Raw genomic sequence first — 15,855 nt, forward strand, 5'->3', positions numbered from 1 at the left:
AGGGGCGCGGCATCCGTGTGTTCGTTACTTCTTCTTGCCGGCGGCGCGGCGATCGGCACGGTTGTTCGCCACGGGCTGCTCGGGAGCCTCGGTGCGCTGGCCGAAGGCGCCGCGTGGTCCGCTCGGCGCCGCGGCCTCGGCGGCGGGAGCCTGCGCGGCGGCCTGACGCAGGCGGTTCGTCGCCGCCTGCTGCACCTGGCCGCGGTCGTTGCGGACCTCGACCTCGCCGGCGTCGTTGGCCGCGGAGTACTCCAGGCGCTGGCCCTCGACGGGAGCGGGGGCGAGACCCTTCGCCTCGACCTGAGCGCTCTCTTCGCCCTCGACCTTGCGGACCTCGACCTCGAGGTTGTAGAGGAAGCCGACCGACTCCTCCTTGATCTGCCCCATCATCGACTGGAACATCTGGTAGCCCTCGCGCTGGTACTCGATCAGCGGGTCGCGCTGAGCCATGGCGCGCAGGCCGATGCCGTCCTTGAGGTAGTCCATCTCGTACAGGTGCTCGCGCCAGCGGCGGTCGAGGACCTGCAGCACCACGCGGCGCTCGAGCTCGCGCAGGGCGGGAGCACCCAGCGACTCCTCGCGGTTCTGGTAGGCGATGCGGGCGTCCGAGATGATCTCGCGCTTGAGGCCCTCGGCGGTGATGCGGCCCTTGTTGCCGCCGGCCTCGGCGACGACCTCGTCGATCGTCACGCTCACCGGGTAGAGGGTCTTCAGCTCGGTCCACAGCGCGTCGAAGTCCCACGACTCGGTGTGCCCCGAACCCGTGTGGTCGTCGATGACCGCGGTGATGGCGTCTTCGATGAAGTGCTGCACGCGGTCGGCGATGTCATCGCCCTGCAGCATGTGGCGGCGGTCGGCGTAGATCGCCTCGCGCTGGCGGTTCAAGACGTCGTCGTACTTGAGGACGTTCTTGCGCATCTCGGCGTTGCGCGCCTCGACCTGAGACTGCGCGCTCTTGATCGCGCGCGAGACGAGACCCGACTCGATCGCGACGTCGTCGGGGAAGTTCGTGCGGGCGAGGATCGCCTCGGCCGCGCCCGACTGGAACAGACGCATGAGGTCGTCGGTCAACGACAGGTAGAAACGGCTCTCGCCGGGGTCGCCCTGACGGCCGGAGCGACCGCGCAGCTGGTTGTCGATGCGGCGCGACTCGTGACGCTCGGTGCCCAGCACATACAGGCCGCCGGCCTCGACGACCTTCGCCGCCTCTTCCGCGACGGTGTCGCGCACGCCCTGGTACACGGCATCCCACTCGGCCTCGTAGGCCTCGGGCGTCTCGACCGGATCGAGGTTCTTCGCCTTCATCTCTTGCACGGCGAGGAACTCGGCGTTGCCGCCGAGCATGATGTCGGTTCCACGACCGGCCATGTTCGTGGCCACGGTGACGGCACCGAGGCGTCCCGCGCGCGCGACGATCTCGGCCTCGCGTGCGTGGTTCTTGGCGTTGAGCACCTCGTGCTTGATGCCCTTCTTCGCGAGGAGGCGCGAGAGGTACTCGCTCTTCTCGACGCTGGTCGTTCCGACCAGCACCGGCTGGCCCTTCTCGTGACGCTCGGCGATGTCTTCGACCACCTGCGCGAACTTGGCCGTCTCGTTCTTGTAGACGAGGTCGGGCTGGTCCTTGCGGATCATCGGCTTGTTCGTGGGGATCGGGACCACGCCGAGCTTGTAGGTCGACATGAACTCGGCCGCCTCGGTCTCGGCGGTACCCGTCATGCCGGCGAGCTTGTCGTAGAGGCGGAAGTAGTTCTGCAGGGTGACCGTGGCCAGCGTCTGGTTCTCGGCCTTGACCGGCACGTTCTCTTTGGCCTCGATGGCCTGGTGGATGCCCTCGTTGTAGCGGCGCCCGACGAGGATGCGACCGGTGTGCTCGTCGACGATCATGACCTCGTCGTTCATGACGACGTAGTCGGTGTCGCGCTTGAACAGCGCGATCGCCTTGATCGAGTTGTTCAGGAACGAGATGAGCGGGGTGTTGGCCGACTCGTAGAGGTTGTCGATGCCGAGGTAGTCTTCGACCTTCTCGATGCCGGGCTCGAGCACACCGATCGTGCGCTTCTTCTCGTCGACCTCGTAGTCGACGCCGGGCTCGAGGGTGCGGGCGAGCTTGGCGAACTCGGCGAACCAGCGGTTGGCCTCGCCGGACGCGGGACCCGAGATGATCAGCGGGGTGCGCGCCTCGTCGATGAGGATCGAGTCGACCTCGTCGACGATCGCGAAGAAGTGGCCGCGCTGAACGAGGTCTTCCTTACGCCACGCCATGTTGTCGCGCAGGTAGTCGAAGCCGAACTCGTTGTTCGTGCCGTAGCTGATGTCGGCCTCGTACTGCTGGCGACGGACCTCGGGGGTCTGCCCCGAGATGACGGTGCCGGTCGTCATGCCGAGCGCGCGGTACACGCGGCCCATCAGCTCGGACTGGTAGCTCGCGAGGAAGTCATTGACGGTGATGACGTGCACGCCCTGGCCGGCAATGGCGTTCAGGTACGCGGGGAGCGCCGCAGTGAGCGTCTTGCCCTCACCGGTCTTCATCTCGGCGATGTTGCCGAGGTGGAGGGCGGCACCACCCATGATCTGCACGTCGTAGGGACGCTGACCGAGCGTGCGCTTGGCGGCCTCGCGCACCGCGGCGAAAGCCTCGGGCATCAACTGGTCGAGGGTCTCGCCGGCTTCGTACCGAGCGCGCAGTTCGACGGTCTCGTTGCGCAGCTCGTCGTCGGTGAGGTGTTCGTAATCCTCTTCGAGCGCACCGGTCGCCTTCACGACGCCCTGCAAGCGGCGCAGGATGCGTCCCTCACCGGCGCGCAGCAGTTTCTCGAGCGGATTGGCCACGAAGCATCTCCATCTGTCGGGTGCGACGCCCGTGCGGACGCCGGCCTGCGAACAGGCATACATCGCCCATGCTATCCGTGTTACCCGTTCGTGACCTGCGAGCCGGCCCGATGCGCTCGCGCCCGTAGCGAACACACGGCTCCCTCCTCGATGACGCGGCCTAGGATCATGCCATGGCCGGTTTCTGGGGCAGAAGGAAGCGCGAAGAACAGGATGCCGCGGACGCCGATCTGGCGCGACGGGCGGAGCTTGCGATCGTCGCGGCGGACGAACGCGTGCGGCTGACGTCGGACGAACTCGACTTCGCCCGCGCCGAGCTCGGCGACAAGGCCACGGAGGACCTCGCCGCCGCGCTGGACTCGGTGAAGACGCACCTTGCGGAAGCGTTCCAGCTGCACCAGCTCAACCACGACGAGATCCCCGACACCGCCGAGGAGCTGCGCACGCGCAACGCGCGCATCATCCAGCTGTCGAAGTGGGCGGAGGACCTCCTCGAGGAGCGCACGCTCGTTCTGCAGCCCAAGATCGACGCGGTGCGCCGCGCCCCCGAGATCCTCGCCCGGGTACGCGCCGACCGCGAGCGTCTCGCGGAACGCGTGCCGCACGCCCGCGACGTCGTCGAGCGTCTCTCGCACCGGTACAACGATGCGGCCCTGCAGCAGATCGGCGGGAACCCCGACGAGATCGACCAACTGCTGGACTTCGCCGTGCACACCGCCGGCGTCTCCGAGCGCCGACGCGAAGCGGGTCAGCGCGAACAGGCGTCCGTCGCCCTCGAGGCGGCCACCGAAGCGGTGCGCCGAGCCGAGTCGTTGCTCGACGCCGTCGACACTTTCGAGATCGAAGCCCTCCGCGCCGAATCGACGCTCGCGGCCGTCATCGACGACTCCCGCAGCGACCTGGCCGAGGCCCGCCGCGGGCCGATGACGCCCATCGTGACCCGGGCGATGGCGAACCTCGAAAAGGCCCTCGCTTCCCTTCCTCCGGCCGGGTCGCGGACCGACCCGTTCAGCTCGCTCTCGGCACTTCGCCAGGCCAACGCCGAACTCGACGCGGCGCGTGAGCGTGCGGCGCGTCCCGTGCCCTCTCAAGAACAGGTCGACCACGCGATCGACGACGCCGACCGCCAGCTCGCCGTCGCACGCGGACTCATCACCGGACACCGCGGGTGGATCGGTGCCGACGCCCGTACGCGCTTCGTCGAAGCCGAGCGCCTGCGCTCGGGACTCCCGCTCGGCCCCGTCGCCGAGGACGACCGCGAGACGGTGCTCGCCACCGCCCGACGCACGGGAGCGTTGGCAGCCGAGGCCCTGCAGATCGCGCAACGCGATATCGAGCAGTCCCGACCCTCGGACTGGGGTGACGGCGGCGGCTGGGGCGGCGGCGGTCGCGGACAGCGGGGCATGAGCGGCGGCAACATGGTCGGCGGGATGCTCGGCGGCCTCGTCATCGGCTCGCTCCTCGGCGACATCTTCGACGGCTGACCCGCCGTCGCATACATTCAAGAAGCCCCCGGCCGATGGCCGGGGGCTTCTGTACGTACGTGGGCGGGCTTCAGGACGCGACGGCCTGCGGCGGAGCCTGTGTCGACAGGGCGATCACGCCGTAGTCCCAGCCCTTGCGGCGGTACACCACGCTCGGGTGGTCGGTGCGCGCGTCGATGAAGAGGAAGAAGTCGTGGCCGACCAGTTCCATGCGGTCGACGGCCTCTTCGGCCGTCATCCACTCGGCGCCGAACTCCTTCTCGCGGATCACGACGGGCGAGTAGTCCGCTTCGTCGGCGGAGTCGTTCTGCACGGGAACCTCGCCCGTGGCGACCGCCCGCAGGACGTCGACCGAGGCCGGCTGCACGTCGATTCCGGAGAGCTCGCCCGTGCCCTTCTCGAACTTGGCTCCGCGGGGGTGGTTGCGCGCGTCGATGCGCTTGTCCTTGGCTCGGCGGATCTGCTCCGAGATCTTGTCGACCGCGAGGTCGAGGGCGGCGAACTTGTCTGCGTCAGTCGCTTCGGCACGGACGACGGGGCCCTTGCCGTCGAGTGTCAGTTCGACGGTGTCGTCCTCCATCCGCCCGTTGCGATAAGAGCGGTGAGTGACCTTGACCTCGAGCGCCTGCGCTCGCGGGGCCAGGTGCTCGATACGGCTCACCTTTTCTTCGACCACCGAGCGGAAACGATCGGTGATACCGACTCCCACGCCGACGATGTTGGTGTCCATCCGTGACCTCCTTGTTCCGGGTTCCGCCCGGTCTAAGGGCGGAACGTCCGTCGCCTTCAGTCATCCCCACGCTAGTAGCGCGACCGCCGCCTGTCACGCGTGAATCACCCTTTCGTCATCCGCTCTTATCCTTCGCATGCTGTCTCGACCGATCGACGCGGAGGGGCGTGTGCGCGAGCGTCGCCGCGACGACCTCCGCGGCTCCAGCGACTCGGAGTGCTCTCGACGCGTCGTCCAGCGTGGCGCCGGTGGTGACGACGTCGTCGACGAGCACCACGCGGCGCCCGCGGACCGGGCGCGAGACGAACACTCCCCCGACATTGGCGCGCCTCGCCTCTCGATCGAGCCCCCGCTGATCGCGCGGAGCACGCGCCACCCGAAGCAGCGGAACGGGAGCGTGTCCCCCGCGGCGCACGAGCAGGTCGACGGGTCGATAGCCGCGACGCCGATACGCGGCCCGTGACGAGGGAACCGTCGCGACGACGGTGTCGGGGGCGACCGCATCGGCGAGCACGAGCGCCAGCGGAGGCGCGAGAGCACGCGCCAGCGACGTCCGCCCCTCCTCCTTGAGGGCACGGAGGACGCGCGCGGGCACGCCGGAGAACTCCATCGCGCTGGTCACGACCAGCCCGTCCGCGGTGCGGCGGCGGTGCGGGGCCGCGGCCAGTGCCGCGCGGCATCCGGAACACAGCCCGACATCGAGCGCGCCGCACCCGGCGCACGCGATCGGCAACCAGAACGTCAGCGCCTCGTGCAGGGCGGGGACGACGGCGGCCGACAGGGCGGAGCGGGAGACCATGCCCTCATGCTCGTCGACCGGCCCGCGGCGGCGGGCTCGGCATCCGTCCATCCGTGGAGGGGTCGCGCGGACACCGTCATGGGGAGGACGAGTGCGGTCAGGATGCCGTGCCCTGCTGCGCCGCCAGGACGCGGATGTCGTCGGCCACGAGCGTCCAGGAGCTGCCGCGTCGGCTGAACAGCCGACCGGTGTCATCGAGCACGCGCACGCTCGTGCTGCCGCCCGCGACGCTCCGCGCGCCGTCGGGGGCGCCGCCCGTGGTGCCTCGGCCTCCCACACCGAGTTCGCGCAGGTGACTCACGCCGTCGTCGAGGGCGAGGATGCCGAGGGTCGCGTCGTCCAACCACGCCAGGTCGAAGGCTCCCGACTCGGTGAACGACAGCACGTGGGGCGGCCCCAGGTTGATCTCGCTCGACGTGCGCTGGATGCCGGCGAGCCAGACCTCGCGGACGCCCGCCACCGTGACGATCGCCGCGACGCGCGTTCCGTCGCGCGAGATCTGGAAGGCGGTGATCTCGGACGCATCCGGCCACGCGTTCCCGATCTCGGACGGCACGCCCTCGGGCGTGAAGGCGCGCAACTGCGAGGGCGACGACGACGGCACGCTCCAGATGAGCCCGGTGGAGTCGATCGAGGGTGCGACCAGCCCGGGCCGGTCGTCGAGGAGGAAGGTCCGGCCGTCGGCGAGCGCGCTGGCCACGGTTCCCTGGGTCGTGCGGACCGCGGCGAGGGAGCGATCGGCCTCGAGCTCGATCGACTGGGGAGACAGCGACTCGACGGCATCCGAGAGTCCGGGGATCGTCGTCACCTGATCTCCGGAGAGGATGCCGAAGGTCCCGTCCGTGGTCATGACGGCGGGTGGCGGATCGACGCGCGTGACGCGGACCGGCACCTCCTCGGCCGCGATCGGGGTCCCCTCGACCGTCATCTGAACCTCGCTGATGCCCGCCGTCGAGAGGCTCCGGGTCAGCTGCGTCTGCATGCGGTTCAGCGTCGTGGTGTCCAGACTCAGCGCGGCCCGGGGAAGCTGCACCTGGGCGACACCACCCGACGAGAGCGTCACCGAGCGCCCGACGAGGGAGAGGTCCTCGGGGAACGCGTTCTTCACCGCCCCCTCGAGCCACGCGCTCGGCTGCCCGTCGACGAGCGCGGTCGCCACGCGACTCGCCACGAGCGGGCGCGGGAACCAGCGCACGTCCGGCACGATGAACGTCCAGGTGGGATCGAAGTACGCGATGGATGCCGACTGGTAGACGGTCGGGAAGACCTCCTCGTACAGCACCACGCCGTCCGGAGCGGCACTGATACGCCACTGGTCGTCGACGCGCACCAGCGAGTAGCCGAGCGAGTCGGTGGTGCCCGCCACGCTCGGCGAGTAGGCGCCGTTCCCGTCGACGCTCGCGACCGTGGACAGCGACACGGTCACGGTCGCCCCGTCGGAGGACGCGGTGGCGCGGCGATCGGCCAGTCGGTCGATCGTGACGCGCGCGCGAGGATCCCACTGGGTCCCGGGGGCGAGGAACAGCTTCGCCGTCGCCCAATCGTCGGCGGGGCCTGAACCTGCTCGAAGGAAGCCCTCGACGATCTCGGCGGGCGAGGCGTCGTCCTGCGGGCCGTCGGGGACGAACGCGAACGTCTGCGCGTCGTCGCTCTGCGGGCCCCGACCGGGGTTCACGTATCCCGAGGTGGGAAGGCCCGTGCACGCGGTGAGCAGGAGCACCAGCGCCAGGCTCACCACCGACAGTGCGCGCTTCATGTGGCCCTCCCGGTCGTGCGCCCGAGCGAGATCGGCTGGGTGATGCCGAGCGCGCCCAGAGTGCCGCCCTGCTCGTCCTCGGGGACGAGGGGCAGGGGCGAGATTCCCAGCGGGCGACCGTCGCGGGGCAGGGTGAGGACGAAGTTGGAGCCACGGCCCGACTCCGACCACACGGCCAGGGTGCCCCCGTGCAGGCGCGCGTCCCCGAGGGCGATCGAGAGGCCGAGACCGGTACCGCCGATCGTGCGCACACGCGACGGATCGGCACGCCAGAACCGGTCGAACACGCGGTCGACGTCTTCGGCGCGCATGCCCAGACCGAAGTCGCGCACCCCGAGGGCCACGGCATCCCGACCGCTGTCGACGGACACCACGATGGGCCTGCCCTCGCCGTGCTCGATCGCGTTGCCGAGGAGGTTGCGCACGATCCGCCGGATGCGGCGGGCGTCCATGTCGACGGGCGTGTATCCGCCCGGGGCGACCAGGCGCACGTCGGTACCGTGCTTCTCGGCGAGTTGCTCCATCGACGCGATCACGTCTTCGGCGAGCGAGGCGAGGCTCGTGGGCTCGAGTTCGAGCTGCACGGATCCCGCGTCGTAGCGGCTGATCTCGAGCAGGTCGGTCAGCAGCACCTCGAAGCGCTGCACCTGTGCGTGGAGGAGTTCGGCGGCGCGTCCCGTGACGGGGTCGAACTCGTCGCGCTGATCGTTGATCATGTCGGCCGCGAGCTTGATCGTGGTCAGCGGCGTGCGCAGTTCGTGCGAGACGTCCGAGACGAACCTCTGCTGCACGAGCGACAGGTCGGCGAGCTCCTTGATCTGGGACTCGATGCTGTCGGCCATCGCGTTGAAGGAGCGGTTCAGAGTGGCGAGCTCGTCCTCGCCGCGCACGGGGAGCCGCACTCCCAGATCGCCCGCGGCGAGCTTCGCGCTGGTCTCAGCGGCATCCGCGATCGGCGTCGTCACCGAACGCAGCACGACCCAGGCGATCGCCCCGATCAGCACGACGAGGATCAGGCCGACCACCCACAGCAGCACCTGGACGAACGACAGCGTCTGCGCGGCGCTCGCGAGGTCGTATCCCATGTAGAGCTCGTAGTAGTCGACCCCGTCCTGCGCGGGGAAGCGCAGCTGATGACCGACCAGGATGCCGGGAACCTCGCGATCGTTCTCCGCCGGCAGCGCCACCGACTGCCACCACTGCAGGTCGGGGCTCGACTGGACCTGCGTGCGCAGCTCGGGCGTGACGAGGTCGGACTCGAAGGTCGGAGAGATGAAGGGCTGCGGCGCGAGGGGCGACGGAGGGCCGATGCGGTACAGCGCGATGAGGTCGCTCGACGACTGCTGCGACAGTCGCGTCGCGATGCCGTTCATGAGGGTCTGCGCGGCGGCCGGGTCGGTGGAGTCGACGGCCGCGTCGAGGGTGGCCTGCGCCGAGGCGGTCGCGCGCTGCGCCTCGAGGAGCACCTGGTCTTTGCGGGCGGTGAAGAGCTCGTTCTGGATGACCAAGGCCATCGCGAGGCAGGTCACGAGGATGGTCGTCGCGGTCAGGGCGACGGTGATGACGATGGTGCGGAAGCGCAGCGAGCGACGCCACAGGGTGATGAGCCGGTCCCGGTTCGCGCGCCAATCGCGCGTGCGCCACCCCCGCGGCGTCGCCAGAGTGCGCACCGCGCCGGTCATGACGACCTCAAGCCACCGCGCCGGCGCGATAGCCCACACCGCGCACGGTGGTGACGATGCGAGGGTTGTCGGGGTCGGCCTCGATCTTGGCCCGAAGTCGTTGCACGTGCACGTTCACGAGACGCGTGTCGGCCTTGTAGTGGTAGCCCCAGACCTGCTCGAGCAGCATCTCGCGAGAGAAGACCTGCTGCGGCTTCTCGGCGAGCGCGACGAGGAGCTCGAACTCGAGGGGCGTGAGAGCGATCGGGGTGTCGCCACGGCGCACCTCGTGCGCGGCCACGTCGACGACAAGATCGCCGATACGCAGCGTCTCGTCGACCGGCGCCTGCACGGGGCGTAGGCGCGTGCGGATCCGGGCGACGAGCTCCTTCGGGTTGAAGGGCTTCATGATGTAGTCGTCGGCACCCGACTCCAACCCCTTCACCACGTCGGCGGTGTCGGTGCGGGCCGTCAGCATGATGATCGGGACGCCGGACTCGGCGCGCACGCGCGTGCAGATCTCGATGCCGTCGACGCCCGGCAGCATGAGGTCGAGCAGGATCAGGTCCGGCCGCTCGGAGCGCCAGGCCTCGACCGCCTGCGCGCCGTCGGCGCAGAAGACCGTGTCGAATCCCTCGGTGCGCAGCACGATGCCGATCATCTCGGCCAGCGCGGTGTCGTCATCGACAACCAGGATCCGTGAAGTCATCGGGTGTACGTCTTCCGTCTCGAAACCCGCTCGGGAACGGGCCAGGGCCCCCCGGGTGAGGGAGCGATCCATAAGAGCGTAGTCGACATGCCCGGGAAGGGGCCGAGCGCGCAGGGGTGTCCCCATGACGGGGTGTCGGAGGTCTGTGACACGATGAGGACACGGCCGACCACCGAGGAGGCGTCATCGTGACCGCGTACCCCGCCTGGACCCCCGCGTCGCGTCCGGGGATCGTCCCGCTGCATCCGTTCGGGTTCGGCATGATCCTCGGCCGGTCGTTCACTGCCCTGCGCCACAACCCCCGCGTCCTGCTCGGTTTCGCGCTCGGGGTGCAGACCGTCGCCTACATCGTGCTGAGCGCGGCCATCGCCGGTGCGGCCATCGCGAGCTTCTCGCGACTGGACACCCTGGTCGAGGGCAGCGACGACTTCAATGCCGTGATGGCCGGCTCGTTCGCGCTCACGGCCGTCGTCGCGCTCGTGCTCGGGGTCGCGGCGAGCGGCCTGAGCGTGCTGGTGCAGGGCGTCGTCGTCGCCGAGGTGGCGCACGGCGTGGTCGCCGAGAAGCCGACGTTGAAGGTGGTCTGGCGGCGGGTTCGCCCGGTCGTCTGGCGCCTGATCGGCTACGCCGCCCTGACGTTCACCGCGGTGATCCTCGTCCTGGCCATCCTCGCCGGAATCGTCGTCGCGGTGTCGTTCGCTTTGCTGCCGGTGGGCATCCTCCTGGGTCTTCTGCTCGCCCTCGGGTGCGTGCCCCTTTACCTGTGGCTCGCGACCAAGCTCTTCCTCGTCCCCTCGGTGATCATCCTCGAGGGCACGGGCATCCGGGCCGGGATCGCCCGGTCGTGGCGGCTCACCCGCGGGCGATTCTGGTCGACGCTCGGTGTTCTGGTCATCATCTCCGTCGCGTTCAGCGTGGTGGCGCAGATCATCTCGTTCCCGCTGAGCTTCGGTGCAAGCTTCCTCTCGACGCTGCTCGCACCCACTGGAGACCCCGAGCCGGGAGCGATCGTCGGCTTCATCGTCGTGCAGCTGCTCGGGCAGGCCGGCGTCCTACTCGTGCAGTGCATCGCCCTCGTCGTGCAGTCGACCTCGGCGGTGCTCGTCTACGTCGACGCGCGCATGCGCACCGAGGGACTCGATCAAGATCTCGCCGCCTACGTGGAGGCGCGCGATGCCGGCGCGGACGACCTTCCGGATCCGTACCGCGTGGGCGTCGGCCGCAGCATCGCGCCGCTCCAGCCGTGGGGCGCTCCCCCGCCGGGTGGGGCGCCGGGAGCGTGGGGTCCCCCCGCGGCGGCTCCGTACGGCGCTCCTACGGGTGTCCCCTCCGGCGCGGCACCGGCTGCACCGCCGTACGGCGCTCCCGCGGGCGTCCCCTCTGGCTCAGCGCCGCCGTATGGCTCAGCTCCGCCCTACGCTGCCGCGCCCGCCGCGCCGCCCTACGGCGCCCCGCCGACCGCGCCGCCCTACGCTGCCGCGCCCGCCGCTCCGCCGGTCCCGCCCGCGCCGCCGCACGGAGCCGCACCCCCCTCAGCCCCCTCCGGCACCGTGGTGCCCCCGCCGCCCTCCTCTCCGACGGACGGCGCGGCCGATGCGGCGGGTCGCGAGCCCACGTCGACGGATGCCACGGGCACCTCGAGCACTTCCACGCCCTCGACGACGACCTGGGCCGCGCCCGGAAGCCGGTCCGACGACGCATGAGTCCCTCGCTCTCAGCGGCGGTCGCGGTGGTGACCTCGCTCCTCCCCGACCCGGACGAGGCGCGGGAGTGGGCCGAGAAAGAGCTCACCGACCCCGCGTATCGGGCCGCCGAGCCGACGCCGATCGACCGTCTCGCACGAGCCGTCGTCGACTTTTTCGGCAGGCTGCTGCAGAACTCGGCGAACGGCGACTGGGGGCCTCCGGCGCTGATCGTGCTGGCGATCATCATCGTCGTCGGGATCGTCATCGGCATCCTGATCTGGGGGCGACCGAGAGCGATCGCCCGTGCGCAGCCTCCGGCACGCGCGCTCTTCGACGGCGATGACGGCCGCTCGGCCGACGAGCTCCGCGGGGATGCGGCCGCTGCGGCGGCTCGGGGAGACTGGGATGCGGCGATCGTCCTGCGGTTCCGCGCTTTCGCCCGTGGCCTGACCGAAAGAGGTCTCGTCGACCCACCGCCCGGCGCCACCGTGCGGGCGTTCGCGCGCGCCGCTTCGGCGGCTCTCCCCGGGCTCGTCCCCGGGCTCGACGAGGCGGCCGCCATCTTCGACGACGTCCGCTACCTCCGCCGCCCGGGCACCGAGCAGCGCTACCGCGTGGTGGCCGACCTCGACGCCGAGGCCGTCCGCACGCGCCCCGCGCCCGTCACCGCGGCGGCGACATCGTGACGGCCGTCTCGGCAGCGCCGCTCGCGGTGCGCCCCCGCCGTCGGGCCGCGCTCGGGTGGATCGGCATCGCCCTCGCCCTGCTCCTGATCGGACTGGTGGGAACGACCCTGGTGTACGGGGGCTGGACGCAGAAGGACGCGCTCGACCCCGAATCCCCGGCGCCGGACGGCACCCGCGCACTCGTCCGCATCCTCCAGCAACAGGGCGTGGCCGTCACCGTCGCGCGCGACCGCGCGGCGGCGGAGCGGGCCCTGGCCGACCACGACGCCACGCTCGTCCTGCGCGATGCCCCGATGCTGTCGGATGCCACCCTGACCGCGCTCGCCGACCGCGCACGCGACGTCGTGCTCATCGAGCCGCGCTCGCGCACCCTCGACGTGTTGCTGAACGGCTCCTCCCTCGGGGGCTTCGCGAACGACCGCGCCACCGAGGCCGGATGCGAGCTGCCCGCCGCGCGCACGGCCGGGACCGCACGGACGGGTGAGCTGATGATCCCCGGCGCGGGCGTCACCGGCTGCTACCCCGTCGACGGCGAGTACGGCCTGCTCTCGACCGAGGCGAGCGGCGGCCGCACGGTCACCGCCCTGGACGGGTCGGCGACGATGACGAACGCGACCCTCCCCCTCGACGGGAACGCGGCGCTGGCCATCGGCGTGCTGGCTCGGACAGACGCGGTCGTCTGGTACGTCCCCTCCCTCACCGATGCCGACGCCGGCTCGGCGCCGCAGACGATCGGCGACCTCACACCGCCCTGGGTCACGCCCGGCATCGTGCTGCTCCTGCTCGCAGCGAGCGTCGCCGCGATCTGGCGCGGTCGACGGTTCGGCCCGCTCGTGACCGAACGCCTCCCGGTCATGGTGCGCGCGACCGAGACGACCGAGGGTCGCGCCCGCCTGTACGCCACCTCCGGCGACGCGGCCCACGCCCTCGACGAGCTGCGTCGAGCGACCCGCACCCGGCTGGTCCGCCGGCTCGGGCTCGCGGCCCACACCCCGGCGGAGCAGGTCGCCGACGCCGTCGCCGACCGCCTCGGCGCGGATCGAGCGGCGATCCGCGGCATCCTCCTCACCGACATCCCCACGACCGCCCGCGACCTGGTCGCCGCGAGCGACCGCCTCCGCGACCTCGAGACGAGCGTGCATGCCGCGTTCGCCACCGAAAGGACCACCCGATGACCGACAGTCCTCTCGACGCTCCCCTGCCGCCCGCCGCCGAGAACGCGCCGAGACGCTCGGAGCCCGCCCCGACGACCCCGGGGCTCGACGACGCAGCCCTGCGCGAGGCGATGAACCGGGTGCGGGTCGAGGTCGGAAAAGCGGTGATCGGGCAGGACGGCACGATCACCGGACTGCTCATCGCGCTCCTCTCGCGCGGACACGTCCTGCTCGAGGGCGTCCCGGGCGTCGCCAAGACTCTTCTCGTGCGGTCCTTCAGCCGCGCGCTCGGCCTCGACACGCGGCGCGTGCAGTTCACGCCCGACCTCATGCCCGGCGACGTCACCGGCTCCCTCGTCTACGACGCCCGCGCCGGGGAGTTCGAGTTCCGCGCGGGACCGGTGTTCACCCACGTGCTCCTCGCCGACGAGATCAACCGCACGCCGCCGAAGACCCAGGCCGCTCTGCTCGAGGCGATGGAGGAACGACAGGTCTCGTCGGACGGAGTCAGCCGCGCTCTCCCCGACCCCTTCCTCGTCGCCGCGACCCAGAACCCGATCGAGCACGAGGGCACGTACACGCTGCCCGAAGCCCAGCTGGACCGCTTCCTGATGAAGCTCGTGGTCGACCTCCCGGGACGCGAGGCCGAAGTCGGTGTGCTCCGGCGCCACGCCGGCGGCTTCGACCCGCGCCGCCTCGACGCTGCGGGCCTCGACCCCGTCGTGACCGCTGACGAGATCCTCGCCGCCCAGCGCGCCGCGGCGACCGTCGCCGTCGACGACGACCTGTTGGGCTACATCGTCGACCTCGCGCGGGCGACGCGACAGAGCCCGTCGGTGCTCCTGGGCGTCAGTCCGCGCGCGACCACGGCCCTCCTCGCCGCGGCGAAGGCCTGGGCATGGCTCGGCGGATACCCGGCGATCACCCCCGACCACGTGCAGACGATGCTCGTGCCGGTGTGGCGTCACCGCATCCGGCTGCGCCCCGAGGCCGAGATCGAGGGCGTCTCGGTCGACGCGATCCTGACCTCGGTGCTGCAGCAGACCCGCGTTCCCATCTGATGTTCGTCACCGGCCGTCTCGCGCTCCTCGTCGCCCTGGGCGTCGTCCCTCTCGTGCTCCTGAGCACGGCGGGCGTCCCGGCGTGGCTCGCCGTGGGCGGGTGGGTCGTGCTCTGTGCGGTCGGAGCGCTGGTCGATGTCGCCGCCGCGGCCGACCCGCGCGCCGTCGAGATCACGCGACGTCTCCCGGACCGCACGCTGCTCGACGAACCGGTCGCCGGTGAGCTGCGGGTGCGCAACCTCGGGACCCGCGCGCTCCGCGCCCGTGTGCGCGACGCGTGGCAACCCACGGCCGGTGCGCCCGTGGAACGGGCGCGGTTCGTCGTGCCGCCGGGCGAGCGCCGGAGCGCGCCCCTCCCTCTGCTCCCCCGTCGCCGCGGCGAGATCCGCACCGATTTCGTCGTGGTGCGCTCGGCGGGTCCCCTGGGTCTGGCCGGCCGGCAGGCGGTCGTCGCCGCTCCCGGCCGGATCCGCGTCCTCCCTCCCTTCACCTCGCGGCGGCACCTCCCGTCCCGGTTGGCGCGCCTGCGCGAGCTCGACGGGAACACGAGCCTTCAGGTGCGCGGTCAGGGCACCGAGTTCGACAGCCTCCGCGAGTACGTCCGCGGCGACGACGTGCGCTCGATCGACTGGCGGGCGACGGCGCGCGCGGGCACGACCATGCTGCGCACGTGGCGTCCGGAACGCGACCGGCACGTCGTCATCGTCATCGATACGGGCCGCACGGCCGCGGCGCGCGTCGGCGACGGCGCGCGCCTGGACGCAGCGATGGAGGCCACGCTGCTGCTGTCGGCGCTGGCGACCCGGGCGGGCGACCACGTCCACCTGGTGATGTTCGACCGCGTTCCGCGGGCCCGTGTCACGAAGGTCGACGGTTCGCAGCTCCTCCCCGCACTCGTCGACGCGATGGCCCCCGTCGAGCCGCAGCTCATCGACACCGACTGGGATGCCGCTTTCGCGCAGGTCCGCCAGCTCGCGGTGCGGCCCGCTCTCGTCGTCCTGCTCACGGCGCACGATGACCCCGAGGCAGCCCGTGGTTTCCTCGCGGCGCTGCCGACGGTGGCGGCTCGCTCGCGACTGCTGGTCGCGACGGCGACGGACGGGCCGGGCGACGACCCCGAGCGGACGGATGCCGCCTCCGTCTACGCGGCGGCCGCGATCGAGCGCGCGCGCCACGACGCGGACCGCGTGCGCGCCGCCGTGGTCCGCGCCGGTGGCGACGCCGTCTCCGCCTCAGCGGAAGACCTGCCCCCGCTCGTGGCCGACCGCTACCTCGCGCTCAAGGCTGCCGGGCGGCTCTGA

12 protein-coding genes are annotated in these 15,855 nt (G+C 71.2%); 6 read left to right on the forward strand and 6 right to left on the reverse strand.

Features of this window, described 5'->3' with window-relative positions; all coding sequences use genetic code 11:
- Positions 1-24 precede the first annotated feature (24 nt).
- The gene (secA, locus tag AB0O24_RS05945; protein ID WP_363373308.1) at positions 25-2,829 is read right to left on the reverse strand and encodes a preprotein translocase subunit SecA; all 2,805 of its coding nucleotides are present in this window, start codon (positions 2,827-2,829) and stop codon (positions 25-27) included.
- A 173-nt stretch (positions 2,830-3,002) separates the two neighbouring features.
- On the opposite strand from secA, the gene AB0O24_RS05950 reads away from it, so the two are divergent.
- Entirely contained in the window at positions 3,003-4,313 is a 1,311-nt protein-coding gene (locus AB0O24_RS05950; RefSeq protein WP_363373311.1) for a hypothetical protein, read from the forward strand.
- A gap of 70 nt (positions 4,314-4,383) precedes the next feature.
- On the opposite strand, the gene raiA is transcribed toward AB0O24_RS05950, so the two are convergent.
- From raiA to mtrA, 5 genes are all read right to left on the reverse strand, one after another.
- The gene (gene raiA / locus AB0O24_RS05955; RefSeq protein WP_058598172.1) at positions 4,384-5,043 is read right to left on the reverse strand and encodes a ribosome-associated translation inhibitor RaiA; all 660 of its coding nucleotides are present in this window, start codon (positions 5,041-5,043) and stop codon (positions 4,384-4,386) included.
- 115 nt (positions 5,044-5,158) lie between these two features.
- Positions 5,159-5,842 (reverse strand): phosphoribosyltransferase family protein, encoded by a 684-nt coding sequence (locus AB0O24_RS05960; RefSeq protein WP_363373314.1) that lies wholly within the window; start codon positions 5,840-5,842, stop codon positions 5,159-5,161.
- 97 nt (positions 5,843-5,939) lie between these two features.
- Entirely contained in the window at positions 5,940-7,598 is a 1,659-nt protein-coding gene (locus tag AB0O24_RS05965) for an LpqB family beta-propeller domain-containing protein (protein WP_363373316.1), read from the reverse strand.
- The gene (gene mtrB / locus AB0O24_RS05970; protein ID WP_363373319.1) at positions 7,595-9,280 is read right to left on the reverse strand and encodes an MtrAB system histidine kinase MtrB; all 1,686 of its coding nucleotides are present in this window, start codon (positions 9,278-9,280) and stop codon (positions 7,595-7,597) included. Before mtrB ends, AB0O24_RS05965 begins: the two co-directional genes overlap by 4 nt.
- Positions 9,281-9,287: 7 nt before the next feature.
- Entirely contained in the window at positions 9,288-9,968 is a 681-nt protein-coding gene (gene mtrA / locus AB0O24_RS05975; RefSeq protein ID WP_058598168.1) for an MtrAB system response regulator MtrA, read from the reverse strand.
- A gap of 188 nt (positions 9,969-10,156) precedes the next feature.
- Between mtrA and AB0O24_RS05980 the strand changes: the two genes are divergently transcribed.
- The 5 genes from AB0O24_RS05980 to AB0O24_RS06000 all read left to right on the forward strand — a co-directional run bounded on the left by AB0O24_RS05980 (position 10,157) and on the right by AB0O24_RS06000 (position 15,855).
- Positions 10,157-11,671 (forward strand): glycerophosphoryl diester phosphodiesterase membrane domain-containing protein, encoded by a 1,515-nt coding sequence (locus AB0O24_RS05980; protein ID WP_307382218.1) that lies wholly within the window; start codon positions 10,157-10,159, stop codon positions 11,669-11,671.
- Complete coding sequence (locus AB0O24_RS05985; RefSeq protein ID WP_363373323.1) at positions 11,668-12,339, forward strand: DUF4129 domain-containing protein; 672 nt, start codon at positions 11,668-11,670, stop codon at positions 12,337-12,339. The genes AB0O24_RS05980 and AB0O24_RS05985 overlap by 4 nt, the downstream gene beginning before the upstream one ends.
- Entirely contained in the window at positions 12,336-13,514 is a 1,179-nt protein-coding gene (locus AB0O24_RS05990) for a DUF4350 domain-containing protein (protein WP_363373326.1), read from the forward strand. The genes AB0O24_RS05985 and AB0O24_RS05990 overlap by 4 nt, the downstream gene beginning before the upstream one ends.
- A 110-nt stretch (positions 13,515-13,624) precedes the next feature.
- A complete protein-coding gene (locus tag AB0O24_RS05995) occupies positions 13,625-14,554 on the forward strand; it encodes a MoxR family ATPase (RefSeq protein ID WP_363373518.1) in 930 nt (309 codons plus the stop codon).
- Positions 14,554-15,855 (forward strand): DUF58 domain-containing protein, encoded by a 1,302-nt coding sequence (locus tag AB0O24_RS06000; RefSeq protein ID WP_363373328.1) that lies wholly within the window; start codon positions 14,554-14,556, stop codon positions 15,853-15,855. Before AB0O24_RS05995 ends, AB0O24_RS06000 begins: the two co-directional genes overlap by 1 nt.

Source organism: Microbacterium sp. NPDC086615 (genome assembly GCF_040686055.1).
Taxonomy (GTDB): domain Bacteria; phylum Actinomycetota; class Actinomycetes; order Actinomycetales; family Microbacteriaceae; genus Microbacterium.